Source organism: Paenibacillus rhizoplanae (assembly GCF_042684125.1).
GTDB classification, from domain to species: Bacteria; Bacillota; Bacilli; order Paenibacillales; family Paenibacillaceae; genus Paenibacillus_AQ; species Paenibacillus_AQ rhizoplanae.
In genome coordinates this window covers 1-26,208 of record NZ_JBHUKY010000023.1, presented here as the reverse complement: position 1 = coordinate 26,208, position 26,208 = coordinate 1, and the positions used below count along the sequence as shown (strand labels likewise).

Annotated in this window: 18 protein-coding genes; 2 read left to right on the top strand and 16 right to left on the bottom strand. The window is 51.7% G+C overall.

Translation table 11 applies throughout. The annotated features are described in order from the left end of the window. The first annotated feature begins 157 nt into the window (after positions 1-157). Positions 158-679 (top strand): DUF3231 family protein, encoded by a 522-nt coding sequence (locus ACFSX3_RS13300; RefSeq protein WP_209984965.1) that lies wholly within the window; start codon positions 158-160, stop codon positions 677-679. 145 nt (positions 680-824) lie between these two features. After that, positions 825-1,436, top strand: coding sequence for a LysE family transporter (locus ACFSX3_RS13295; protein WP_379312931.1), 612 nt, complete (start codon positions 825-827; stop codon positions 1,434-1,436). On the opposite strand, the gene ACFSX3_RS13290 is transcribed toward ACFSX3_RS13295, so the two are convergent. The 16 genes from ACFSX3_RS13290 to ACFSX3_RS33305 form a co-directional block, all read right to left on the bottom strand. Then, positions 1,433-2,869 (bottom strand): amino acid permease, encoded by a 1,437-nt coding sequence (locus ACFSX3_RS13290; protein WP_209984968.1) that lies wholly within the window; start codon positions 2,867-2,869, stop codon positions 1,433-1,435. The two genes, ACFSX3_RS13295 and ACFSX3_RS13290, sit on opposite strands and share 4 nt — an antisense overlap. 69 nt (positions 2,870-2,938) lie before the next feature. Further along, a complete protein-coding gene (locus ACFSX3_RS13285) occupies positions 2,939-3,892 on the bottom strand; it encodes an NAD-dependent epimerase/dehydratase family protein (protein WP_209984971.1) in 954 nt (317 codons plus the stop codon). Then, positions 3,889-5,334: a glycosyltransferase gene (locus tag ACFSX3_RS13280; protein ID WP_209984974.1), complete on the bottom strand. Its 1,446-nt coding sequence runs from the start codon at positions 5,332-5,334 to the stop codon at positions 3,889-3,891. Before ACFSX3_RS13280 ends, ACFSX3_RS13285 begins: the two co-directional genes overlap by 4 nt. 145 nt (positions 5,335-5,479) lie before the next feature. Then, the gene (locus ACFSX3_RS13275) at positions 5,480-6,610 is read right to left on the bottom strand and encodes a glycosyltransferase family 2 protein (RefSeq protein ID WP_209984977.1); all 1,131 of its coding nucleotides are present in this window, start codon (positions 6,608-6,610) and stop codon (positions 5,480-5,482) included. Between the two features lie 105 nt (positions 6,611-6,715). Then, on the bottom strand, positions 6,716-8,116 hold the full coding sequence (locus ACFSX3_RS13270) for a collagen-like protein (RefSeq protein ID WP_379255853.1): 1,401 nt from the start codon (positions 8,114-8,116) through the stop codon (positions 6,716-6,718). Between the two features lie 263 nt (positions 8,117-8,379). Further along, on the bottom strand, positions 8,380-10,149 hold the full coding sequence (locus tag ACFSX3_RS13265; protein ID WP_209984980.1) for a thiamine pyrophosphate-binding protein: 1,770 nt from the start codon (positions 10,147-10,149) through the stop codon (positions 8,380-8,382). A gap of 24 nt (positions 10,150-10,173) precedes the next feature. Next, on the bottom strand, positions 10,174-11,058 hold the full coding sequence (gene rfbA, locus ACFSX3_RS13260; RefSeq protein WP_209984983.1) for a glucose-1-phosphate thymidylyltransferase RfbA: 885 nt from the start codon (positions 11,056-11,058) through the stop codon (positions 10,174-10,176). 130 nt (positions 11,059-11,188) lie between these two features. After that, positions 11,189-13,540 (bottom strand): collagen-like triple helix repeat-containing protein, encoded by a 2,352-nt coding sequence (locus ACFSX3_RS13255; protein ID WP_209984986.1) that lies wholly within the window; start codon positions 13,538-13,540, stop codon positions 11,189-11,191. A gap of 31 nt (positions 13,541-13,571) precedes the next feature. Further along, positions 13,572-14,780 (bottom strand): hypothetical protein, encoded by a 1,209-nt coding sequence (locus ACFSX3_RS13250; RefSeq protein WP_209984988.1) that lies wholly within the window; start codon positions 14,778-14,780, stop codon positions 13,572-13,574. Positions 14,781-14,841: 61 nt separating this feature from the next. Beyond that, positions 14,842-16,074, bottom strand: a complete 1,233-nt coding sequence (locus ACFSX3_RS13245; protein WP_209984991.1) for a collagen-like protein — start codon at positions 16,072-16,074, stop codon at positions 14,842-14,844. Positions 16,075-16,201: 127 nt separating this feature from the next. Further along, positions 16,202-18,532, bottom strand: coding sequence for a collagen-like protein (locus tag ACFSX3_RS13240; RefSeq protein ID WP_209984994.1), 2,331 nt, complete (start codon positions 18,530-18,532; stop codon positions 16,202-16,204). A 31-nt stretch (positions 18,533-18,563) separates the two neighbouring features. Beyond that, complete coding sequence (locus tag ACFSX3_RS13235) at positions 18,564-19,769, bottom strand: collagen-like protein (protein ID WP_209984997.1); 1,206 nt, start codon at positions 19,767-19,769, stop codon at positions 18,564-18,566. 65 nt (positions 19,770-19,834) lie between these two features. After that, positions 19,835-21,067 carry a hypothetical protein gene (locus tag ACFSX3_RS13230; protein ID WP_209985000.1) on the bottom strand — a complete coding sequence of 411 codons (1,233 nt, stop codon included), beginning with the start codon at positions 21,065-21,067 and terminating at the stop codon, positions 19,835-19,837. A gap of 302 nt (positions 21,068-21,369) precedes the next feature. After that, complete coding sequence (locus ACFSX3_RS13225; protein WP_209985003.1) at positions 21,370-22,548, bottom strand: collagen-like triple helix repeat-containing protein; 1,179 nt, start codon at positions 22,546-22,548, stop codon at positions 21,370-21,372. A gap of 27 nt (positions 22,549-22,575) precedes the next feature. Next, a complete protein-coding gene (locus tag ACFSX3_RS13220; RefSeq protein WP_379312928.1) occupies positions 22,576-23,763 on the bottom strand; it encodes a hypothetical protein in 1,188 nt (395 codons plus the stop codon). Positions 23,764-23,952: 189 nt separating this feature from the next. After that, on the bottom strand, positions 23,953-26,208 hold a 2,256-nt coding region (locus ACFSX3_RS33305), incomplete at its 5' end, for a beta strand repeat-containing protein (protein WP_449290226.1).

Here is a 26,208-nt window from a genome sequence, read left to right as displayed (position 1 = left end):
GGGGTGATACTCCACCCTGACTTCACATCTGCTTATTATGGCATGGCAGTCAGCCTTTTATCCGTGTAAACAAATTCACAACCTCGCACTGTAATATCTCCGTTTCCTGCGGGACATGCTACTCCATGTTCAAATCCAACCGTAAAGGAGCTTACCTATGACAGGAATTCTAGGCGGCAACCCCAAGGAAGAACCGATGCATTATGGAGAGATCTTCACCCTGTGGGAGACCTCAATGGCAGCAAAGGGCGCTTTATCCGGCTACAGAGCTCATATGTATCACGCCGGGGACAGCGACCTGAAAAAAATTCTGGCCGCCATGATCGACCAGGCGGAGCTGGAGATCAGCGAATGCGACTCGCTGCTGGCGGAGCAGGGCATTGCTGCTGCTCCGGCACTCCCGAACCGGCCTGAAGCGAGACTGGAGGATATTCCGGTGGGCGCACGGTTCACGGACCCTGAGATTGCAGCCATGGTTGCAGCCACTCTGGCGGTTGGGATGGTAGCGTGCAGCCAGGCAATGGGGCAGTCCATCCGTGAGGATATCGGCGCATTGTTCGCCAAATATCATCTCACCAAGGCGGCCATCGGCCTGAAAAACCTGCATCTGCTGAAGAAAAAAGGCTGGCTGGTTCCCCCGCCGCTGCTCGTCAAAAGACCTGAGCCAGTCCACGCGTAACGCTGTTGGCTCAAGCATCTGTAAAGCAAGAAGGCCCGCGATTCTTCGCGGGCCTTCTTCATATCTGGTTGTCCTATTATCGCCTTCTGCGGAATATGCTAATTATAAAAAGGAGGAGGACAACATTAACATATTCATAGGTTATATGGTTCTCGGGTTATCCCTGTCAGCCCCCATCGGGCCTATTAATGCCGCCCAATTGGACAAGGGGCTGCGCGGAGGCTTCCTTCCAGCTTGGGCGGTGGGCCTTGGGGCGGTCTGTGCCGATGTAGTCTACATGCTGCTGGTGTATTTCGGCATGATTCACCTGCTGGATGCCCCGTTCGTGAAGGCCTTCCTGTGGCTGTTCGGCTTCTTCGTCCTGGTCTACAGCGGTATGGAGAGCATCAGGCATTCGGGGGAACTCTCAGCAACAGAGGTGCGTCGAAGCGGAGCTTCCTTATCCAAATCCTTCGTGTCCGGGTTCCTGATGTCGCTGTTCAATCCCCTCTCCATCCTGTTCTGGCTGGGCATCTACGGTTCCATCTTAGCCAAGGCGGTTAACGAGTACCCGATGCAGCAGCTCCTGATCTACAGCGGCGCCATTGTCCTTGGCATTCTGCTATGGGATGTGACCATGGCCGCTGCCTCCAGCATGTTCCGCAAATTCCTGACTCAGCGGGTGCTGAAGGCCGTCTCTGTCTTGTCCGGTCTGTCGCTGGTCGGCTTCGGCTTCTACTTCGGGATTCAGGCGGCCCGGCTGCTGTTCTTTCATTAGATTTTGTTCTTCCGCAGCCGGATGCCCTTAATCCGGAAGCCTGGTCCACCCGGCAGCGTGTGGAAGCTTCCCTTATGCGCATCTGGGTGCTGTTCTTTCCCTGCTGCCTCGTGCTTGCTGCGGTAATGCTGCACGATCCAGTCACTCAGCGCAATCAGCGCTACGATAAGCAGGCTGATATAGAAGCCAGGGCGGCTGAGCTTATGGAACAGCGTTCCGCTGACCGCAGCCAGAATCAGCACCAGCCCGCTCCAGCGCTTCACGCCGCTGAGAATGCTTGGCTTAAGCAGCTTGGCAGAGGAGAGCAGGATGAACGCCCAGTTATAGAGAATCATCAGCCCGGCGGCGGTGGTGATGTATTCGTACACTTTTCCCGGCAGCAGCAAGGCCATAATTACCGTCCCCGTCAGACCACCCGCAATCAGGCACAGCGCCAGGAACGGATACTTGTCCTTCCACTTCTTCGAGAATACCTTGGGCGCATCCCCCTCCTGGGCCAGCGTAATCATCATCGAGGTAATCGCATACAGCGACGCAGTCATCGTGGAGAACCCAGCAATAATCAGCACGCCGTTGAACAGATGCGGCACGAAGGCTAGATGGTCGCTGCGCAGAGCCAGAACGAAGGGACTCTCCTTCGGGTTAAAAGCGCTAAGCGGTACCATAATGACCGCCAGTCCAATCGACAAAATATACACCGATGCCAGTCCCAGCAGCATTACCTTCCCCGCCTTCGGCGCTTCCTCCGGCTTCTGGAGCCGGTAAGACATAATCCCCAGCACCTCGATCCCTCCATAAGCATAGAAGGCAAAAATAAACGCAGACCATAACCCGATTCCCCCCGAAGGAAAAAACGCCTTATAGCTCATTGGCACCTTCGGGGTGAACTTGCCGCCGCCAATCCAGCCCGCCAGCAGCGCGGCCGCAATCACCAGGAACATAAGAATAGCCGCCACCTTGATGACGGCCAGCACGTTCTCCACCCGGTCGAAGCCCTTGTTGCCGAAGAATACAATCCCCAGAGCGACCACCGCATACCCCGCTGCAAAAATCCACATCGGCACGCCCGGGAACCAGAACCGCGAGAAGATCGACAGCGCCGTTAGCTGGCTGCCCATAATCAGCAGCTCCGAGAACCAGTATAACCAGCCACTGCCGAACCCCGCCCAGCTGCCGAAGGCCTGCTTGGCATAGGAGCGGAAGGAGCCTTGCTCCGGCTGCGCCGCCGTCATCCGCGCCAGCGCATCGAAGACCGCATAGGTTCCCGCCGCTGCGAGCAGGTAGACCAGCAACACCGCTGGTCCGCCCATCGAGATCGCCAGCCCCGAGCCGAGGAAATACCCGGTCCCTATCGTCCCCGCAATGCCCAGCAGACTGAGCTGCCACCACTTCAGTTTCTTGTCGTTCTCTGCCGAACCAGAAGTCTGCTTCATGAATTCCGTCCTTATCTGATCAGTATTAGAGAGGTCTCTAAGGCTCTATAATTCCCTGCGGACGGAGATTCATGAATTTTTATTTCGGCATAGTTGACTGTAACCGGACTCAATACTCTGTAGTGAGGTGTAACGGGGCTGATAACCAATTTGTGAAGCTCGATCGTTAAGCGAATAATAATTATTTTTGGAGCCCGTAATAGAGTTATGGTTGGGGTTATCTTGAATTTCATACTTCAGCCCATGGTGCTCTGCGAAGTAATCCAGAATCTCGAACTTCAATGCAGGCTTCAGCGAATATACATCATAGGCATCATTCCGTATCTTTTCTTGCATACACAGCTTGATGAGCTGGACGAAATCTTCCGAATGCACATAATCTCTTACGATGTTGTCTGCTGAAGTCTGTAGAGTCTCTCCCGTCTTAAGGTGATGAATGATATCCGTCAGCAAATAACGGGATTCCAAATCAATAAACGCGCTGAAAAAACCGAAGATCCGTAAGTCCACAATACGGTACTGGCCCAGACTTCTGTGCTTAGCCTCCATGTTCAGCTTGGTGATTCCGTAAAATTCCTGAGCGGACAGGTGGTTGGGATCAAGCTTAAGCCACTTCCCGTCTGTAGCAGGCTGATCGAAGTCAGACCCGTACACCGCTCCGCTGCTCAGATTGATGTATACAGCCTCCGGGTTCTTGTGCAGATAGTCCAGAATCAGATTGTCGTATTGCTCGGTAATCTGAAAGACCTGGAACGGATGGTGTATGAGGTCAAGCGGATCTCCGATACCTACCCCGTTAATAATCACATCGTAGGCCGCCAAATGAGCAAATTCATTATATTCACAGAGCGTGGCCCCTTCCTCAAGCTGGTTCTCCTCCAGGAAAAGAGCCATCCTGTCCTTGGACCGCGAGAATAGATACAACTCATACTCCTGCGTCGCTCCAAGACCGAGAATCAGATTTTTGGCGATATGACCAGTGGCTCCCAGAATGGCAACAGGCTTACGCTTATCGTTCATCATGACTGCAGCACCGAGATCTCCCGCAGCTTCAGCAGGCCATCCTCATAATAATCTTCATTTGCATAATAGTCCGTGTAATACCGCTCCAGGTTGGACACATCGCTGGGGAATTTATTTCTTACAATGGTTCCATACAACGGTAGAATCACATTATAAAAGCGTTTCTTTTTTTCCTCATGGATGGTCTCTCTCTTCAGAGTACGACCTTCATAATGGTGTAATGCATCCAGGAAATGTTTAATGCATACCTCACCTATGTTGTATCCCTCTGGAGCTATACCTGCATTAAGATGAAAATTATGATTGATCATACAAAATTTAGGATCAATCATTAGAATTTCATAGAACCAGTAGATTTGATTAATACTTGTATAAGCATATTTGCTTTTATCCTCAATTTGATCCCACACTGATCTTTTCATAGTATTCATAGAAATTTGCATTGCATTATTACTCGTATGAGCCAGGAATAAGTCACCGCCCTCTAAAGTATATACCCGGTTATCAGGAAGGAATGGCATCGTGTGAATCAGTGCACAATCCAAATGCTCCAGAAGAATTCCGATGAAATCAATCAGCGCTCCATTCAGCCAGTAATCATCATCTCCTTGTAGTTTAATGAAGCTGCCTTTAGCCAGCGTACTGACATAATCGATGTTCAAGTCACCGCCGATATTCTGTTCATTGTGGCTATAATGAAAACTGGAGTACAGGTTAGCGTAGACACGGCCTACTTCCAGTGTATGATCTGTCGAGGCATTATCGGAGACCACTACTTCCACTAAATCCTCATCCGAGACCTGTTTATAGATGGATTGCAGATTATTACTAAGATGTTGGACGCGATTGTAGGTTGGAATCACGATCGACAGCAATGGATGTTCTATGCGGCGGGCAAGTGCGGACTCTCTCTCCGTATCACTGTTCACTTTAACCCACTCCAGTAACTCAGGAACGAATACTTGGGTAACAACAGCCGGATTACCCGAGACTCTGCAAAAGCTTGGAATATGATCCACCACAACACTGTTAGGCTCAATAATACTGAATTTCCCGATCTTGACCGCTCTGTTAATTACAGCGTGCGCACCGATTATGCTTCCATCACCCACTATCAGTTCTCCACAGGTATTAATATTATTCGCGGGCTGCGCCCAGGCTGGATAACCCGGTTGATCCGCATCCGCTGTACTGTCCGTTAAGCTGACATTAGGTCCAATCTTCACATTCCGGCCGATGTGGACTTTATGGCTGCACTGCACATGTAAACCTGCCTCTATCCGGCTCCCATCCCTGATTGTAAGCTCTGGAGTGCTGCCCGAAGCCGATTCAAGAATGTTCCAGTAATACCCGCCCTGCACCGTTACATTTCTGCCTATTGAAATACAAGATGGATTCGATATGTAACCCGGCTCTTTGAGAAGTGATAGTGAATTAGTCAAGAGAACCCCCCCTTTTTAAGACACTTTACATATACGTACTCACTACCGGCACAAGTTATGAGTCCAACTGAACCGGCAGGGCAATAGCGAATTTCAATACATACTATAAAGCAGGCAACTGTAATCACGGCTGCCTGCTTCTGCGTTACTCTGACCTGCTCCGTCCTTCTTCCAGTACCTGCTGTAATTGTCTTCTTGTGCCCAGCAAAACCTGATTACCCGGCAGGTAAGCCAAGGCCTGCTCATTATGCTGCCAGGCCTGCTGCCACTCTCTTGCGGCTGCGAAGCAGCGGCTGACCAAGACATGGGGCAGCCAGGTGTAATAAGCTTGGGAGACAGGACGTTCCCCCAGTCCTGCCGTCTGCCGGTTGATCGCCTGGAGATACCAGAAGATCGCGTTGTCCCATTCCCGGCGTTCCTCGAAGAACCCGGCAATACCACAGCAGACATCGGGCTGGGGCAGTCCATAGCCGAAAGAACGAAGGAGGCTGTTCAGTCTAAGCTCTGCTTCGCATTTCTGCCGGTAACACTCGGACAACCGCAGACAAGCTGTAATCTGTTCCCCTCTGAAGCCGCTTGGTTCACGCAACAACTGTTCATAAGAAGCCTCTGCTGCTTGATAATCTCGGGCGTTGAAGCATTCATTCGCATAGTGGAAGAGAAGCTTTCCTTCGGCCTTTCCTTCTTCAGTAATCCAGCGCTTCAGAATCTGCAGGTTGCGTTCCGTATGGATAGCCGACGGCCGATGGTCAATATAGATATCTGTATTCATGGCTGTGCCTGCTCCAATATCCAGCTCCTCATGGACCCGCCCTTGCCAACAGAAATGCCCGCGTCTGACAACCCGGGGGCGGATCTCAGAATGCACTGGCACTAAAGCAGAATCACCTTGGGCAGGCGGGGGAGATAGCCGGGTTCCCATTCGGATTACATCTACCCCCTGCTGTTCCTGCGCCAGCTGTTGCTTCAGCCAGGCCAGCTTCTCCGCTTCTGGAGCAGCCAACAGCTCATCCGCATCCATCCAGATCACATAGGGCATCGTCGCCTGTTCGAAGGAATAGTTGCGGGCGGCTGCGAAATCCTCATCCCACGGATATGTGAATACCTTCCCTGTATACCAGCCCGCAACAGTCATGGTCCTGTCCGTTGATCCCGTATCTACAATAATGATCTCATCCATCAATTCTCTGACCGAATCCAGACAGCGCCCCAGCACAGCTTCTTCATTCCTCACAATCATACATAGACTGAACAGCCCCTGCTGTTCTGCTTCCATCTCCCTAGCCTCCTGGCTCTAATCAGATATATAAAAAAGAAGCCATCCTGCAAAGGATGGTCTTAAGCTTGTAGAAAAGAAAAGTAAAACAGGTCCCTTCCACGATCAGGTTAGACGGTGAACAGACCATATAACGCCTGGAGTTGCAGCACCTAGATTCACATCAAGCGCTACTCCAGCCGATTGATAGACGAGGGTGATCACATCATTTGCCGCAAGTTCTACTTCTCCCGCCAAGGTGACAGTACCGCTTCTAAGGAGTGTTCTAAGGGTTAACGTTCCTGTAACAGCCACATCCAGTACCGGTAATAATCCGGTGACCAGATCAGTAGCTGGAGTTGGTGTAGTTCTTCGGACCACTAATGAAGGATTCACATCTGCACCTAATGCAGCAGGGATAGCTGCAGTAAAGGCAAAGTTGACAGTAGCCTCAATAGAATATCTACCCGCCTCTGGAACGGTATATTGACCCAAAACAGCATCAAATGCTGCATTGCCGTAATAAGGTGCCGTCTCTTCCCAACCTCCAACTGTGGCCGTGGTGCCTGTCACCAAGGTTGGCAGAAATACTGAGAATCCTTCAGTTGCCAAGATTGGACCTGTCATGCCCGTAGCTCCGGTAGCTCCAGTTTCCCCTGTAAGACCAGTTACTCCTGTAAGGCCGGTAACTCCTGTGAGGCCGGTAACTCCTGTGGCTCCCGTTTCCCCTGCTCCTGTAGCTCCTGTTAAGCCAGTCACTCCTGTAGCTCCTGTGTTTCCCGTGGCTCCGGTTTCCCCTGCTCCTGTAGCTCCTGTTAAGCCTGTCACTCCTGTGACTCCTGTAGCTCCTGTGACTCCCGGGTCTCCTCCCCCTGGGCCAGTTGGTCCTGTTCCACCTGTAGCTCCCGTGGCTCCGGTTTCACCTGCTCCTGTAGCTCCCGTAGCTCCTGTTGCCCCAGTAGCTCCCGGGTCTCCTCCCCCTGGGCCCGTTGGTCCTGTTACTCCTGTAGCTCCTGTAGCTCCCGGATCTCCTGCCCCCGGTCCTGTCGGCCCTGTTGGTCCTGCTGGTCCTGCTGGTCCTGGCTGTCCATTTAATCCTGGAGACCCGGCCGGTCCTGTCGGTCCCGTCGGACCTGTCCCCCCTCCGGCCCCGCCGCCGGTATTCTCTCTAAGCAATTCTTCTGCTACCAGCCGGTGTGCTGTTACCAGTTGACCCGACCCGTTCTTGCCCCACACCGAGATTTGTACAGAATCAATCAGATTAGCTGAACTCGGCGATGTAATAAATATGAATTCAAAAGCATTCAAGTCAGCATAATAATTCTTCGTAATCACTTGATTCGCTGCAACATGGAGTAATTCACTTACGTACATCACTCTTATGCCGCCGTTCAGCTGATAACCCTGAATTGTTAAGGAGTATGCCGAGTCTGCGCTGCGGTTATCAATCTTAACGGTAACCTGTTGGGTCGGTCTCACCCCGTTGACCGGATTGTTCTCAATAGGTCCTGTTGATAAAAAGGCCATTCTGTGATCACTTCCTGACAGATTTAGATTTCATTCCAGTATGCGCCAGGATTAGTGCGGTATCGGCAGATGAACTTTCCCCCTTCAGGCCTCCGCATTCATTCAGCAGCATACTTAATGATTAATATAGTAGTATTCAAGCTTACAGGTTTGGTGTGGACTTCGTGGATGGACTCCCTAGAACGGGCTTCATCTCCCTTCACCAAATCTCCTCTGCTCTGTGTATGCCACTATATGCATCAAGTCCGGAAGTTGTTCTTGTATTACGTTGGAATGTATTCCTCATCCAGAAGGCCGATGCACATGATTTGTCTCAGCTCTTCCCTGTCCAAATAGGGATACATATCCTCAATCGGCCGGTTCACCACCAGCTTAGGATGGACATTCGTATCCTTATCCAGCTTCACTTCCAGAAATGCCGGTCCTTCCGTACTCAGGAACTGATCAAGCGGATGAGTATCAGCCATGGTAATCATATGATAGGCCGGAATTCTATAAGCACTAACAATATCCAAGAACGAAGGATTGGGATTCACCGTCGATTGTTGTCTGCCTGCAAGATATAAATCCTGGAACTGTCTTACCATCCCTAGTGAGCTATTATTCATAACCACGATCTTAATGGGCAGATTCAGCCGGACCACCGTGTCCAGCTCCTGTATATTAAGCTGGAACCCCCCGTCTCCTGCAATCACAAGCGTCTCTTCTCCTGAGGCCAGACAGGCACCGATGGCAGCAGGCAAGGCGAAGCCCATAGCCCCCATTCCGCCGGAATTCAACAGCCTTTGATTCGCGGACAGTCTGAAGGATTGCGATGCCCACATCTGATGCTGTCCTACATCCAGACATATCGCATGGAACTGCTCAGCTCTGGAGGATAACAGGCTCATGAACCGGTTCGGTTCAATCTCATCAGCCTGCGGAGTGAAGGAATAGGTGGGATATTGTGCCTTGAGCCGTGTAATATACGCTAGCCATGCTGTAATGTCCGGCTTGATATACCCGGTTAGGGAAGTATTCATCCGCTCCAGAAAAATATCCAGACGGGAGTGAATAGCCAGGCTTACGCCAACCTTACAGTTAAGCTCATTAGGATCAATATCCACGTGAATCTTGTCAGCACCGCGCCCGAAGGTATCCGGTCTGGTTCCAGTCTGTCTGCTATCCAGCCTTGAGCCGAGGATTAGCAGCAAGTCACAATTCGCCAGGATCAGATTGCTATAGCGGTTGCCGTATGACCCGATCAGACCGGAGTATTGCGGATGGTCATGCGGGAGGGCATCCACCCCCATCAGGGAGGTAACCACAGGGATTCCCGTAAGATCAGTGAACCGGGTGAATGCCGCCGCTGAGTTACCGGCCCTCACTCCGCCGCCAGCCAGAATCAGCGGCCTCTTGGCTGCCCTAAGCCGCGTCAAGACATCTGCAGCGACGGCGTCACTTATGTCCCCGGCATCTTGCATAAGTAGCCGGTACTCTTCACTATCGTTGAAGCTGGGTAACCCGTCTGGCTCTATATCTGCCCGCTGAAGATTCATCGGAAGATCTAACAGCACCGGACCGGGCCGGCCGCTCTGCGCCAGCGCCACAGCCTTTTCCAGCTCATATCTGATCTGATCCGGCTCCGTCACCATAACTGCATATTTAGTTAACGGCTTCGCTACACTGACAATATCTGTTTCTTGGAACCCAATTTGCCTTACCGGAGTATCGAATTTGTACTCATACGTATTCACTTGTCCGGTGATGAACAAGCAAGGGACGGAGTCGAAATAACAACTCCCTATACCGGTCAGCAGATTCAAGGCCCCCGGCCCGCTCGTAGCCATCGCCACACCAAGCTTCCCGTTCATTCTGGCATAAGCTTCTGCCGCGAAGGCGCCTGCTTGTTCATGACGCACAGAGACGCACTCGATGTCCTCCCTAACCGAGATGGAGTCAAGTAAATGGACAATTGCCCCGCCGATGAACTCGAAGACATGCGAGACACCTTGCTGCTTGAGATAATCAATGACATAATCGGATACCTTCAATGTATGCTCCCTCCTTCATATATCTTATCCGCCCGCAACAAGAGATTCTTCCGCTATGCTGAACAAGTATTGTCCGTAGGCCAGCTTACGCAGCGGCCGGGCCAGCTCCAGCAGTTGCGCTCTGGTGATGTAGCCTTTATTGAAGGCAATCTCTTCGATGCAGGCCACGTAGAGCCCTTGCCGCTTCTGAATGGTCTCGACCAGATTGGCTGCCTCCAGCAGGGAATCCGGCGTCCCGGTATCGAGCCAGGCCATCCCCCGGCCGAACAGCTCCACGTTCAGTTGCCCCCTGCTTAGATATTCCTGGTTGACATCCGTAATCTCAATCTCACCTCTCCGGGAGGGCTTAATCTGCCTGGCGATCTCCACAACCTGCTGGTCATAGAAGTACAAGCCCGGTACTGCATAATGGGAGCGGGGATACAGCGGCTTCTCTTCCAGTGCAACCGCCTTTCCTGTGTTATCGAATTCCACAACACCGTAGGCGGAAGGGTCTTGTACCCGGCAGCCGAAGATCGTAGCACCTTCCCGCCGCCGGACAACCCTCTCCAGAATGGAGCTGAAGCTCTGTCCATAGAAGATGTTATCACCCAGAATCATGCATACATGATCCGTGCCGATGAACTCTTCCCCGATCAGGAACGCCTCGGCAAGCCCGCGTGGCTGCTCCTGCACTGCATATTGACAGGATAGTCCGAGCTGTTCGCCACTCCCCAGAAGGTCTTGGAATAATCGGACATCCCTTAAGGTGGAGATAATCAGAATCTCCCGGATGCCTGCGAGCATCAGAACAGATAGCGGATAGTAAATCATTGGCTTGTCGTACACCGGAAGGATCTGCTTGGAGATCGACTTCGTCAGCGGATGCAGCCTCGTCCCCGAGCCGCCCGCCAGAATAATGCCCTTCACACAAATCACGCTCCCGATCTTATAGCTTCTACCCTTATCCACTTGTTATAGAGTTGAAGATCAACACCCTGGTTTCTGGAACCGGAGGGGTTGATCTTCATTAACATTATTAAATCACTGTGCTATGCTTCTATTTGCTCTGTGTTTTGTATCGCCCGTTAGAAAGACTGTAAAATACCGCTGAAATATCAATGTTATCTGGATTATAATTAATAGTTCGGACCGAGAAATCCGCTATGCTAATTAAATAAACGGTATTAAATCCCATGAAAACTAAATATTTGCTGTCACTAGTAAAATTCGCAAAACCTATTAAGACATCATTCAAAGTTGTCGATGGAATCTGCTGTATCATCTGATCGCTGGTCGAGATCAGTCTAATCTGAAAAGACCCAGGAGGTGTTCCCAGTACACATATCCATCGTTCATCCGGTGACATAATGATCGAATACGAACTGAAGGGACCCGGCAAACTGTTTGTTAAGTTACCCTGTCTGTCGAAAATGCTAACATTCATCGGGATAAAGGCATTCTGATTTTCAGGAAAGCCATTGTCCAGGATATAGGTTTCGCCGGATTTTAGCTGCCGAATCCCCCATGTGCTGTTATTACTGTTCGATGGCTTTAAGCCGGTATTACTGAAATTCCCAATCTCTGCGTAGATGTAGAAAGTGTTTCTCATGGCCGGGGTCATCCGCACTTCCATACTATCAGATGTAACCACTAGCGGATTGGATAAAGCCGGCGTTTGTAACAACGCAACCGGATAAGCTCCGAATATATTCTCGGTAAGCTCCCTTGTTGCAATCTCATACGCATGAATCTGACCCCAGGCGACGAAGAAAAAAGCGTACCGGCTGTCAGGAGAAACTGCTGAGTACTGCACAGAGGAGGTCATGGAGAGAATATTAATAGGACTCCCATTGGACAGATTAAAGACAATCGTCTGCGAAGTGTTAGTGGATATAAATAGATAGCGCTGATCAGGTGTCAACAGCAGATCAACTACAGATGCGTCCAGGTTTAAAACCATGGTCCAATCGACGGCACGGGACTGAATATTGAACCGGTACAATTTATCTTGTAGCCCATAGTAAATGTACTTGCTGTCCGCTGAGGCGGCAAAAGTCGCTGTCCCTGCGTCAAAATTGATACTAGGATCCACGGGAATATATTGTACGGTACCCGATTGAGCATCCAAGACACAAACCCCACCATTAAACAGAAAGTAAGCCGTTGCCTCGCTGACAACGTAAGGTGTCCCGCTTCCCATCGCCTCTGCCGCCAGATAACGGTTCTCCATAATCAGCGAGAGGGCACTCGGTATACTAAAGTCGATTTGCACTTGAACAGAATAGACTCCCGGTCCGGCTTCGGGGATATGCGTCAGGCTGAACGGGAATTGCACACTGGCTCTTTTGCCGGGATCAGCTTCACCGCTGCCGTAGCCTTGGACGATGGACCGGAATTCAAATGAGCGGATCACTGCATTATTGTAGAGAACATTGATGGAAAGAGGAATTCGAACAGCTTCTGCCAGCGGGAGATAAGAGATGCGGAGATCCCCTTGTAATTGTACGCGTTGTCCGGCCTTCGTCTGCAATGTATCCAGGCTGAGAACCGTTTGTAGCTCAGAGGTCAATACCTGTGAATCAGCACGATATTGATATAAGGGAGGGGGTACGGATTCTCCTGTCGATCCGGTTGCGCCGGTAGAACCTGCCGCTCCCGTCGGGCCTTTGCTGCCGGTCCCTGTCGGGCCCAGTGCGCCCCGCAGACCTTCCGCTCCTTGTAAGCCTGGTGATCCTGTGACATTATACCCTGTAGTCCCTGTTACGGCTATTCCGGTTGCACCGGCAGGGCCAATTCCGGTGATCCCTGTCATCCCGGTCGGACCAGTCGCGCCGTAGCCTGCTGTGCCTGTGAAACTTGCGGGAAGCCCCGGTTCGCCTGTATCTCCTGTCGGACCGGTCGCTCCGTAGCCTGTTGCCCCTGTCACGCCCTTGTTGCCGTAATCACCGCCGCCGCCTCTCGTACCTTGGGTACCGGTCGTTCCAGTCGGGCCGGTCGGACCGGTATGCCCAGTGGCGGCTCTAATGGCATGAACAGCCGCTATCCCTGCAACGGCTCTGCCTATAGAAGGATCGGCCTTGACGTTAATGTAGCTGACGACCCTGGCTCGTATAGTGTACGCATACGTTCCCGGATTCGCCGAATGATTGACTGTAACTTGTAAATTTCTGGCAGTCTCTTCCGTTCCGGTATGGGACAGCGTGACCAGTTGAGTCTGCAGCACACTTCCAGAGAGCATCGTCAACAGTTCAATCCGCAGCAAGGATGGACCGGAAGACACTGCCTGGAAGACAACAGGAATCTGGAACGTTACATGCGCCTGAGGCTGCACTGCAACTATGTCAAGGGTCTCCGCCAGGTGAATAGCCGGTCCCGGTGTTCCCAGGGGAAGAGTGGTTAGATTCGACATCACTTCACCGCCTTTGATATTCTCTGCAACATCAGATGCTGTCAGGTATTACCGTTGAAGATAAGGTGCTTTGATTAATATAGACATTCCCTTGGTCTTGTTGATCACCAACAACCAGTATTGATAACGATATAGTCGTTGCTGGGCCATCATACATAACGTAGAATGGTAAAACCTGTGCAATTCGAAATAATCCCGTTTGTTTCTGCCAGTAATCAGTATACTGATACAATGGGTTCTGGGCAGTATCCGTAAGTGTAATTGTCATTTCCAATCCATTATTCTCTATAATTGAGTTACTCCAATATTGGATTTCTACCATCCCCTCTATTTGGCAACGGCTGCCTCCAGGATCCACCGGGAGAGATACAATCAATACATTTGTATTGAAATTCACCGTAATAAAAGGACTGCTCCTTGTGTAAGTTAATATTGGAATATATGCATCACTTACTCCCGCTCCAGTTGGGCCTTGGGCACCTTCTGGCCCAGGATCTCCCTGCTCACTGCCTGCCCCGGGCGGACCCGTGAAGCCTGTGGGCCCAGTTCCACCATCGGGCCCAGTCTCCCCTGTTATTCCAGGACCGGTGGCTCCGACGGCCCCCATACCTGTAACTCCTGTTGCTCCTGTGACTCCTATTCCGGTGGCTCCGGTGGCTCCGGTAGGTCCATTGAGTGCTCCTATATAGGCTGTTGCCCCTGTGGGTCCGGTAGGACCTGTCAGGCCGGTTGGGCCTGTATTCGAGGAGCCATCCTCTCCCATTCTCCCGTCGCCACCAGACAGACCGGTACGTCCGGTGAGGCCAGTGGGTCCTGTTGGGCCTGGAGGACCTATAGGACCGTTAAATATAACAGGCCCTGGTCCCGTCTGGACCAGAGGGGAGCCGACCCGAATATCCGAAGCGATGTTCTGATAATGCAGCAGTTTCATTCTCAGCTCGTATTGGTGAATACCTGCAGGCAGTTCATCGGTGAATCTGACGGTGGCTTCAGTCTGAACAAGGCCGGCTGCCAAGGCTGTTGATTCTATCGATACACCCCGCGTTTCAACAAGTGCATTAGCCCTCCATAGTTCAACATTTAAATGCAAATGATAATAACCAGGGGACAGCATATCTAGAAGCATTGGAATCGACAACTGCACTTGCGCAGATGCATACGGCTGTTCCACATCCGTCCGGATATCCGTAAGCACAAGCTCATTGCCGCTTTCAAGCGGAAGCGACGAATAGATGGCCATGTATATTCAACTCCTTTATTACTCAGATGCTGTTCTTCTGTACGATTCTTGAACAGATAGTTCAGTTTCCTCTTAGGAATACCTTCGCAGTTGCATTGAAGGATTCATAGCTGATAGTTGTGTTGGGAGTTATCGTACTAGCTGTAGCCGACAATGTGTAGCTGTGAAGACCTAATGGCGGATTATCATCAATGGCGTAGAAGAACAGCGATTGTTCGGAAGGAATGGAATTAGCTGATGGATCATTCGAATAATTATAGAACAACATCCAATTAAACAAAGCGCCTTCAGGAAGGTTGACTCCATCACGTTGTATCACATAAACAATATTATTGCTGTATTCGTAATCAGGGGGATTCCCGTAGCTGATCTGTAGAGTGCCAGCTACAACTACACATTGATCAGTCGAGGTAATCAGTACTGGCGGAAGTTGGCCTACAAGTTCACTCTCTTCTGGACTGCCCGACAGCAGAGCATCACTCACAACTACCGGCAATGCACGGCTGGGTCCGGTTACACCTGTGGGGCCAGTTGTCCCTGTATTTCCGGTATACCCTGAACCAGGGCCTGTGTACCCTGTCTCCCCCCTTGCTCCAGTCGTTCCTGTCGGGCCCTGCAGTCCATACCCGGTCATACCCGTGGCTCCGATTCCTGTCATTCCGGTTGGACCGGCAGGTCCTACCCCGGTAGCCCCCGTAGGGCCCGTTGATCCGGTTGCGCTTCCCGATCCGGTTGCCACAACCACGCCCGTAGCTCCAGTGGGTCCCTTAGGTCCCTTCGTTCCCATGATGCCAGGGCCGGTTGTACCGGTCGGACCGGTGCTCCCGGTCAGACCTTTAGGCCCCCGTGTACCACGTGGACCTTGCGGACCCGTTGATCCGGTCGGACCGACATCATCCTCGTCAGCCGCTACTTCTTGTACAGAGACTGTAGGGTGACCTGCCAGCGGATTCGCCGCAATATTCTGTGAAGACAGAACCCGCAGCTCCACTTCAAAGGATTGCCCCCCTTGACCGAAGCTCCCAGTAATACTTGCATTCACATCCGCAATAAGCGCTTCCCCTGCGTTGCCGCTGCCGATATAAGGCTCGGTCAGAGTCTGAAGCATCATTCCATCTTTCAGAACAGATAGCCCGATGATCAGATGATAGTTGCCGGACAATGCCGGCTTGAACGATAGAGGCACACTGAAATTTATTTGGAAGGAGGGATGACTCTCTTCCAGCAATACCGGACTTTCCAGCCGGATTGCCGGTCCCGGACTTCCCAGTTGCACCGGAATCAATGATGACATGTGAACACAACCCTTCTACCCACTTTATAATTCACCTTGTCCATTTGGTGTAAAATGGATCAATCCCCATCGGTTCCCTAACCGTAGGGATTGATCTAAGCACTACTCGGGCAGCATGATCCACATTTTACTTACTTTGCGTTTTGTACGCTCCACTGGATAGGGTGTAGATCAGCGGCTGATTAGCAGGTTCTGGCGGAAGATCAAAGGTTCTTACTGAACGATCCTCCAAGCTTATCGTGTAAATATGTTGAGTTCCTATAACAACTATAAAGCTACTGTCTTTTGTGAAGTTGACTCCTCCCCGGAAGGTTTGATCCGTTATTGAGGGTAATGAACCTCCAGATAAATTATCGGTATCAAGTAAAAAGAGCCCATCTTCACTTTGGATGCAGACAAACTGCTCATCCGGTGATAGAACCAGGGAGTATAATGGCACTCTAAGTTCTACCAACACATAATCTCCATTGGGTCTAAGAAGGTTGACTTTAGCATTCTGCGCCGAATTATTTGGATCTATGCCGTTATCTATGGTTATACAATTTCCGTTATCTAACTGCACAATGCCCCATGAGCTGTTACTGGATATGGTTCTGAGACCATTGTTGCTGAAGTTGCCAACCTCTGCGTAGGCATAAAAGACTTGTGCCAGACCAGGAGTAAACCGCACCTCGGTACTGTCAGGTGATACTACCAGCGGGTTGGAGTAGCCTGGATATAACTGAGGCTGAATAACATACAATCCATTGAAGATATTCCGCTCCAGTGTTCCCAGGGCAATGTTATAGGCATGAACCTCACCCGTATAGATATAGAAGAAGGCATAGCGGCTATCTGGAGAAGCAGCGGAGAAGAGAACATTCGATTCCAGTGGCAGCGTTCGGACAGTAACCCTGTTCACCAGATCATAGATCTGCACCCGAGGACTGGCTTCATCCGAGATGAACAGATATCTCTGGTCAGGAGTAAGCAGCAGATCTGTTGCCTGCATATCCTGATTCAGATCGATTCCCCAGTTCACCACTTGAGCCTCTGTATCGAACTGGTACAACCTGTCTTGTACCGCATAGTAAATCTCACTGCCTGTTGAAGCGGCATAAGCTGCGTTCGCTCCCCACTGGATATTGGGGTCCATCGGAACCGATTGGGTGGGACCAACCAATGCATTGATGGTCTGCACCCCGCCCGCCGCCAGAAAATAAGCGTCACTGTTCGGGGAGGAGATGGTTCCGCCATCGACTGCCTCTACCACAAGATACCGTCTCTCCGCCGTCAACGTCACATTATCCTGTGGATTAGAGTTCTGCGACAAAAATACAGTATATGTTCCTGTCCCGGGTTCGGGGAGATGCGTCAGGCTAAAAGGAATCTGTACGCTGGCCCGTTGTCCGGGATCAGGCATATCGCTCCCATAGCCCTGGACGATCGTCTGAAAATTAAACGAGTGGAAGAAGGAAGCACTGCCACTAAAGTTATACGCAAAGCCAATAATAATAGAAATTCTTGTAGCTACTGAGAGCGGGAGATACGTGATTTGTACATTCCCCTGTAATAGAACGCGTTGTCCGGCCATAGTCTGCACGTTCGAGGTTAGAAAAACTCGCGGAGCATCAGTCAACACCATCGGATCAGTACGATATTGATATTGGGCAGGAGACAGCGGTTCACCGGTTGAGCCGGTTGCACCAGTAGCGCCGGCTGGCCCTCTTGGGCCTGGACCCATCGTCCCTGTTGGTCCCGGCGCTCCTTGCAGACCTTCCTTCCCTGGTGCACCCTGCGCCCCCTTCACACTCGTACCTGTCGCACCTGTCACCGCATTACCGGTTGCACCTGTTGGCCCTATTCCGGTCATCCCTGTCATCCCGGTCGGACCAGTGGGCCCATAGCTAATTCCCCCAGTGAAGCTTGCAGAAGGCCCCGGTTCGCCTGTATCTCCTGTCGGACCGGTCGCTCCGTACCCTGTTGCCCCCGTCACGCCCTTATTTCCGTAATCACCGCCGCCTCCCCTCTGGCCTTGGGTGCCGGTCGTTCCAGTAGGGCCGGTCGGACCGGTAATTCCTGTAGCAGCCCGAATCGCATGAACAGAAGCAATCCCTGCAACAGCTCTGCCTATAGAAGGATCGGCCTTAACGTTAATATAACTGACTACCCGGGCTGTTATATTGTAGGCATATGTTCCCGGGTATGCCGGGTGGTCGACTGTAACTTGCATCGTTCTGGCAGTCTCCTCAGTCCCGTTATGGGACAGGGTGACCAGTTGAGTGTGCAGCACAGCGCCAGAGAGCCGCGTTTCCAGTTCAACCCGCAGCAGGGATTGGCCTGGAGAGCTGCTCTGGAAGATAACAGGTATATGAAAGGTCACATGCGCCTGAGGCTGAGCCGCAGTGATTTCGAGCGTCTCCGCCAGGTGAACAGCCGGTCCCGGCGCTCCCAAAGGGAGAGTTGTTAGATTCGACATACTTTCACCGCCTTAGATATATTACGTAATGCTAGTTATTCGGAATTATCGTGGAAGTTAAAACAGTTGGAAGGATCACGATAATTAATCGATCTTGATCATCACCGGTAATCACTTCAGTTAGCGTCAATGTAGTCGGTGGCCCGTCATACATAACGGTAAATGGGAAGGTCTGTGCGAATTCAGCATATTCAGGACCTTGTTTCTGCCAATAATCAGTATACTGATACAATGTATTTTCAGCAGAATCAGTAAGTGTGATGGTTAACCGTATGCCAGAATTTAATCGAGTAGATGGTTTCCAAAACCATAAGCCTACAATCCCCTCTACTTGGCAACGCCCGCTTCCTGGATCCACCGGGAGAGATGCAAGCAGTTCGGGCTTATTAATATACCCAACACCCCCTGGTGAAACATTGTAAGTCAATATTGGAATAGATGCTCCACCCGCTAAGGCTCCAGTATGTCCCTTGGCACCTTGGGGTCCGGTTTCGCCTGTTTCGTTACCTGATCCGGGCGGACCGTTGAAGCCTATGGGTCCTGTCGGACCCGTTAGTCCGGTATCGCCTGTAATTGCCGGACCAGTTGCTCCGGTGCCTCCCACACCCGTAGGTCCGGTTGCCCCCGTAACCCCTGTTCCGGTTGCTCCGGTTACACCGGTGGGTCCGGCAAAGCTTCCTACATAGCCGGTTGTCCCCGTTGGACCCGTAGGTCCGGTTAGGCCGGTCGGGCCTGTAAGCGAGGCGCCATCCTCTCCCATTCTCCCATCGCCACCAGATACACCGGTACGTCCCGTTAGACCAGTGGGGCCTGTTGGACCTTGAGGACCTATAGGACCGTTGAATACGACAGGCCCTGGGCCGGTCTGTAACCGGGGGGAGCCCACTCGGATATAGGAAGCAATATTCTGATAATGGAGCAGCTTCATTCTCAGCTCGTATTGATGAACCCCTGCGGGCAGTACATCATTGAATCTGACCGTTGATTCAGTCTGAACCAGTCCGGCAGACATTGCTGTTGATTCTAAGGATACATCACGCATCTCAACAAGCGCGTTAGCCCTCCATAGTTCAACATTCAAATGTAGATGATAATAACCGGGGGACAGAATATCCAGCAGCAATGGAATCGACAACTGTAATTCCGCAGATGCATACGGCTGCTCCAAGTCTGCACGGATATCCGTGAGCACCAGCACATTGCCGGCTCCAAGGGGAAGCGACGAATAGATGTTCATGCATGTTTCAACTCCTTTATGTCTCAGATGCTTTTCTTCTGGTTAAGATTCATGAACGGGCAGCCTCAGTTGCCTCTTTGGAATACCTTTGCAGATGCATTGAAGGATCTATAACTGATTGTTGTATTGTCAGACACATCATAGATATGAACGCGCAACGCATAGTTATGAAGACCCGGAGGCGGATTTTCATCAATCGCATAGAAGGACAGTAATTCTTCAGAAGGATCGTTATTAAATGCCGGATTACTTGAATAGTTGAATATTTTTGACCAAAAAAAGAAACCGTTGGTATCAGGTTCCTGACCATCTCGACGCACTTCATATAGAAGATTGTTGGTATAATGGCCATCAGGGGGATTCCCGTACATTATCTGAAGAGTACCCGATATGACTACACATTGATCTGTCGAATTGATCTGTACCGCCGGAAGTTGCCCCACGATTTCACTTTCGATGGGACTGCTCGACAGCAGAATGTTGCTCACAACGAGTGGTAACGCCCGTCCTGGTCCAGTTACACCTGTGAGTCCTGTCGTCCCCGTATCTCCGGTAATACTTGATCCGGGCCCCGGATTCCCAGTCACGCCAGTTGGTCCGGTAATTCCTGCCGGTCCTGGCACCCCATATCCGGTCATACCAGTAGCTCCAATACCAGTCATTCCGGTTGGCCCGGTTGCTCCTACTCCGGTAGGTCCTGTATGGCCGGTTGCTCCGGTTCCGCCCCCCTCTCCGGTTGCGACAGCCACGCCTGTAGCTCCAGTGGGTCCCTTGGGTCCCTTTATCCCTAGGATGCCAGGACCGGTTGTTCCCGCTGGACCGGTGGTGCCGGTTGGACCTTTCGGACCTCGCGTACCATATGGACCTTGTGGACCGGTTGGTCCTGTTGGACCGATATCATCAGCAGCAACTATATCATTTTGCACGGAGACTGCCGGAAGGCCAACCAGCGGATTCGCTGCGATATTCTGGGAAGACAGAACCCGGAGCTCCAGCTCAAAGTGTTGCACCCCTTGGCCGAAGCTTCCTGAAATATTTACATTCAGATCAGCAATAAGAGCTTCCCCGCTGTTACTGCTGCCGATATAAGGCTCAGTAAGGGTATGAATGATATTGCCGTCTTTCAGAACAGATAACCCGATGATCAGGTGATAATTGCCGGACACTTCCGGCTTGAACGACAGAGGCACACTGAAATCGATTTGGAAGTAGGGATGACTTTCTTCCAGCAATACCGGACTTGACAGCCTGATTGCCGGTCCCGGACTTCCCAGTTGCACCGGAATTAATGATGACATGTGGACACAACCCTTCTTTCACTTTCATATTTGCTTGCCATTTGCGAACGGCAGAACTATTCAATCAACACCCCAATACCAGTGTATGCTGCCTATAGTTTGTCCAAGTCCATGTTATGCAGAATACTTCATGGACCTCTGAGGTCTGGCAGCACTTAATATCCTATGCTGATGAATCTATGGGGGTCTGGATTATTCGGTCAATAGCTCTAAAAAGGCGGATTACTGATTAATTATCAATTTCCACATGCAGGAAAGCGCCAGAATTAAATTCTGGCGCTTCTCACTACAAATAGAATGATTTAATTAATCCTGATCAATTGAATGTTGGCAAAGAAGACGCCCTCACCTATAACGGAATTCGTATCGTTGACTAATGCCACACCTTGTGTGGCTGTTGTTCCTATGATACCGGCTCCCCCCACGCTTGCAACTGCCATATTGTTCAGTGGTGAGGTGGATATTGATCCAGTAACACCCATTTTGAGAGCTCCACTATCCAGATCTACGGTATACAATTGAAATTCCATGGGATCCAGACTATTATTCTGAGCATTAACATAGTACTGAACCAGCACTGTAGAATCAGCAGGCAAAGTGAAAAACTGATTTGTATCATTTATAGCAATAGTTCCGCTTGCTGGTCCTGTTACGCTCCAGGTCACCATTTCATCAAATCCAACTTGAAACTCAGTAGAGGCAGCAGAGAAGAAATCTGCGAAGAAAGCAACCCCCGTTAAGCCAGTCATCCCGGTCATACCAGTCATCCCGGTTTGGCCCGTTACACCAGTCAGCCCGGTAACTCCCGTTAAGCCGGTCAACCCTGTAGCTCCCGTTAAGCCAGTGGCACCCGTTATACCGGTTATGCCAGTCTCTCCAGTTAATCCGGTCAGTCCGGTTAATCCCGTAGCTCCGGTAGCACCCGTCTCCCCGGTTAGCCCTGTTAATCCGGTCAGTCCGGTTAGTCCGGTCAGCCCTGTAGCTCCCGTTAAGCCAGTCTCTCCTGTCGGACCCGTTATGCCGGTCACTCCGGTCAGTCCCGTCATTCCCGTAGCTCCGGTCTCTCCGGTCTGGCCTGTAATTCCTGCCGGACCTACGATACCTTGAATTCCCTGTTCTCCTTGAGGTCCTGGAGGCCCGCCCGGATTCCCCGTAGCCCCCGTTGCACCCGTAGGCCCTACCATTATTGAAGCATTAAGCACCGTCTCCAGCTTGTTGGTAAGAATGAACTCCTTCTTGACAATGTCCCGCATCATATTTCTCACACTTTCGTTCATAGCAAGCACATCGCCTATTGTTGCATCAGGAGCTGTAACTCCAGGTAAGGTACCCAGGATATATTGCAGCTTCTCCCCTTCTGCATTGATAATATGGCTGAGTCCCAATTCTTCCATTGCAATGGAGGACAGCAGCAGGTTAACGGCATCATCCCTCGCAATGCTTATAGTGGGGGTGATATTAGGCAGATTCGCCTGAGACATGTAATCAACTCCTCTATGATTAGTAGGTTACAACAATTTAAGAATGGATATCGAGGCATTAACATCTGTAATTGTACCGGCACCACTATTAATCATAACTAGTGTATTAACTGCTTCAGCAGTAACGGTGGGAAAAACACTCCCCCCCAATACCAGATTTGAAGTGGGAGCAACTGCTGTATGATAGGATATTGCGTCACTTGCCGGAAGGGTAGCCCCATTGAGCGTAAGGGCAATGCTAAAATTCTCCCCTGTCGGAGTAGAAGCATTAGCTGAATAATGAACGTAGTAGGTTGCCGGTTCCTCCACGCCTAAAACAACGTTATTTTGCAGATTGAAACCGCCTGGGCTACGGTTGATGCTGGAGCCTGTGGCATACGCATCGGCATCAAAGACTATTGGACCTCCTGGACCTATCGGACCTCCTGTTGTAAGAGTAGATAACCACCGGTCGATAGGCGGCTCTCCTGTTTCTCCGCTTGCTCCGGTCAAACCGGTTACTCCTGTAACTCCTGTTAGACCTGTCAGGCCAGTAGCGCCAGTCGCTCCCGTTTCTCCTGTAACTCCGGTTTCCCCTGTAACTCCTGTCAGACCCGTCAGGCCAGTAGCACCTGTCGCTCCCGTTTCCCCTGTAACTCCGGTTTCCCCTGTAACTCCTGTCAGACCCGTTAAGCCGATCGCACCCGTCTCCCCTGTAAGGCCGGTAGCCCCGGTCAATGCAGTCAACCCAGTGGCCCCTGTAATACCTGTAGCTCCCGTTGCCCCTGAAGGGCCCGATATGCCTGGGAAGCCGCTAACCCCCGTTGAACCGCTTGGACCCTCATCCCCAGTATCTCCCACTTCTCCTTGCAGACCTCTTGGACCTTGCGGACCTTCGTCTGGACCTGTTACACCTGTGGCTCCGATCCCGCCATAATCAACCGGTGCTGCAAGCAGACTCTCTAACTGGCTGGTCTGCAGCCAGGCGCTTTTCACCGTCTCCCCCAGCAAACTACGGACGCTATCAGTGATGTCCTGAAGATTAGAGATGTTCACCACAGGAGCAGTTACTCCAGGCAGAGTGCCAAGCGCGTATTGCATCTTCTCCCCTTCTGCATTAATCACATGGCTAAGCCCTAACTCTTCCATGGCGATGGCTGACAGCATCATATTAATGGCATCGCTACGGGAGAGTGTAATGGTAGGTGTAATGTTAGGCAGATTAGCTTGAGACAAATCAATCCTCTCCTTTCCTGTTTAGAATAGTCCATCATATGCTGTTTGGTTCGATTGGTTCGGCAATTCGTCCAGGCTATGTAAGAAAAACTGATATGTGTTACAGTTCTTATTATGTGAGAAAAGACCAGCCCAAAATCAGGCTGGTCTTCATGAGAAACAAATTTAATGATTACAATCAAGGAAAACTCAGCTCAACTGAATTATAGTGACCTTGGCAGGGAAGAAGCCATAATAAACTCCATCCATATCAACAGTTACAGCAGTCCCTTCATATACAAGCGCAAGTTGAATAGTTGTTGTATCTTGAGCTTCTAAAATATAAGTTCCATTTACAATAGAAGGGACAGTATTTATTGCAGCAGTAACTATTGATGTAGACTCTGGATTATTGTTAATTTTCAATTCCAGCCCTGCTGCTCTTGTATCAGAGGATAGAACATTGGCTTGATACAATATCAAATAGTTTCCGGCATCTACCACAAACTCATTCGTATTAAGGACAAACGGTCTAATAGTAGTACCGCTGCTGGATGTGAAAACAACACTAAAGTGTGGAAGAGAGAAATTATCGCCCGTTGCCACAATATTTTCACCTGTGAAAACAAATTGAGCGTAATTCTGAGACAGAACACCAGTCGGACCTACAAGACCAATGCCTGTTGGTCCGGTCGCTCCTGTTGCCCCTGTAAGACCTGTCGCTCCGGTATCTCCCGTAAGACCTGTTGCTCCAGTTGCTCCCGTGAGGCCTGTTGCCCCCGTTAACCCAGTGACACCAGTCTCTCCTGTTGCCCCTGTGAGACCCGTCGCCCCTGTATCTCCCGTAAGACCCATGGCTCCTGTAACCCCTGTTACACCAGTATTACCATCCTCACCTTTTGAACCTGGGGCTCCATTTATTCCATCTTTACCCGCTTTCCCTGTTGTGCCCGTCACTCCGGTCATACCTGTTGGACCTGTTGGACCTGTTTGACCAGTCGCGCCTGTATGACCAGTCGCACCTGTTTCAACAACACTTAATCCAGTAACTCCTGTTGGACCAGTCACACCTGTAACTCCAGTGGCTCCCGTCTCACCTGTAAGACCCGTTGCCCCACTCTCTCCCGTGAGACCCGTTGCTCCACTCTCTCCTGTAAGACCCGTCGCTCCGGTCTCTCCCGTGAGTCCAGTTGCTCCACTCTCTCCCGTAAGACCCGTTGCACCGGTCTCTCCCGTAAGACCCGTTGCTCCAGTCTCACCTGTGAGTCCCGTTGCTCCACTCTCACCAGTCAGCCCCGTTGCTCCCGTTTCTCCCGTGAGCCCAGTTGCTCCTGTCTCACCAGTCAGCCCCGTTGCACCGGTCTCTCCTGTAAGACCCGTCGCTCCGCTCTCTCCCGTGAGCCCTGTCGCTCCGCTCTCTCCCGTGAGTCCAGTTGCTCCACTCTCTCCTGTAAGACCCGTCGTTCCGGTCTCTCCCGTCAGCCCTGTCGCTCCGGTCTCTCCGGTCAGCCCCGTCGCTCCAGTCTCTCCTGTCAGACCCGTTGCTCCAGTCTCTCCCGTGAGTCCCTTCGCTCCAGTCTCACCTGTGAGTCCCGTCGCTCCAGTCTCACCTGTAAGACCTGTCGCCCCCGTTTCTCCCGTAAGACCCGTTGCTCCCGTTTCTCCCGTGAGCCCTGTTGCTCCGGTCTCTCCGGTCAGCCCCGTCGCTCCGGTCTCTCCCGTGAGCCCTGTCGCCCCAGTCTCTCCGGTCAGCCCCGTCGCTCCAGTCTCTCCGGTCAGCCCCGTCGCTCCAGTCTCTCCGGTCAGCCCCGTCGCTCCCGGTTCTCCTGTGAGCCCTGTTGCCCCGGTTTCTCCCGTGAGCCCTGTCGCTCCCGTTTCTCCGGTCAGCCCCGTTGCTCCAGTCTCACCTGTCAGCCCTGTCGCTCCCGTTTCTCCTGTGAGCCCTGTTGCCCCAGTTTCTCCCGTAAGCCCCGTCGCTCCCGTTTCTCCTGTGAGCCCTGTCGCCCCGGTTTCTCCCGTCAGCCCTGTCGCTCCAGTCTCTCCAGTCAGCCCTGTTTCTCCAGTCTCTCCGGTCAGCCCCGTTGCTCCAGTCTCTCCGGTGAGTCCCGTCGCTCCGGTCTCTCCTGTCAGCCCAGTCGCCCCGGTCTCTCCAGTAAGTCCCGTCGCTCCAGTCTCACCAGTCAGCCCCGTCGCCCCGGTCTCTCCCGTGAGCCCCGTCGCCCCGGTCTCTCCCGTGAGCCCCGTCGCTCCAGTCTCACCAGTCAGCCCTGTTGCTCCAGTCTCTCCTGTGAGCCCTGTCGCTCCAGTCTCTCCTGTGAGTCCGGTCGCTCCCGTTTCTCCCGTAAGCCCCGTCGCTCCCGTTTCTCCCGTGAGCCCCGTTGCTCCCGTTTCTCCCGTCAGTCCTGTCGCACCCGTCTCACCTGTAAGACCTGTCACCCCGGTCTCTCCTGTAAGTCCCGTCGCTCC

Excerpts from the sequence above, each read along its gene's own strand:
- ACFSX3_RS13300 (WP_209984965.1), top strand. The coding sequence starts at position 158 with ATGACAGGAATTCTAGGCGGCAACCCCAAGGAAGAACCGATGCATTAT.
- ACFSX3_RS13295 (WP_379312931.1), top strand. The coding sequence starts at position 825 with ATGGTTCTCGGGTTATCCCTGTCAGCCCCCATCGGGCCTATTAATGCC.
- ACFSX3_RS13290 (WP_209984968.1), bottom strand. The coding sequence starts at position 2,869 with ATGAAGCAGACTTCTGGTTCGGCAGAGAACGACAAGAAACTGAAGTGG.
- ACFSX3_RS13285 (WP_209984971.1), bottom strand. The coding sequence starts at position 3,892 with ATGATGAACGATAAGCGTAAGCCTGTTGCCATTCTGGGAGCCACTGGT.
- ACFSX3_RS13275 (WP_209984977.1), bottom strand. The coding sequence starts at position 6,610 with ATGGAAGCAGAACAGCAGGGGCTGTTCAGTCTATGTATGATTGTGAGG.
- ACFSX3_RS13270 (WP_379255853.1), bottom strand. The coding sequence starts at position 8,116 with ATGGCCTTTTTATCAACAGGACCTATTGAGAACAATCCGGTCAACGGG.
- ACFSX3_RS13255 (WP_209984986.1), bottom strand. The coding sequence starts at position 13,540 with ATGTCGAATCTAACCACTCTTCCCCTGGGAACACCGGGACCGGCTATT.
- ACFSX3_RS13250 (WP_209984988.1), bottom strand. The coding sequence starts at position 14,780 with ATGGCCATCTATTCGTCGCTTCCGCTTGAAAGCGGCAATGAGCTTGTG.
- ACFSX3_RS13245 (WP_209984991.1), bottom strand. The coding sequence starts at position 16,074 with ATGTCATCATTGATTCCGGTGCAACTGGGAAGTCCGGGACCGGCAATC.
- ACFSX3_RS13240 (WP_209984994.1), bottom strand. The coding sequence starts at position 18,532 with ATGTCGAATCTAACAACTCTCCCTTTGGGAGCGCCGGGACCGGCTGTT.
- ACFSX3_RS13235 (WP_209984997.1), bottom strand. The coding sequence starts at position 19,769 with ATGAACATCTATTCGTCGCTTCCCCTTGGAGCCGGCAATGTGCTGGTG.
- ACFSX3_RS13230 (WP_209985000.1), bottom strand. The coding sequence starts at position 21,067 with ATGTCATCATTAATTCCGGTGCAACTGGGAAGTCCGGGACCGGCAATC.
- ACFSX3_RS13225 (WP_209985003.1), bottom strand. The coding sequence starts at position 22,548 with ATGTCTCAGGCGAATCTGCCTAATATCACCCCCACTATAAGCATTGCG.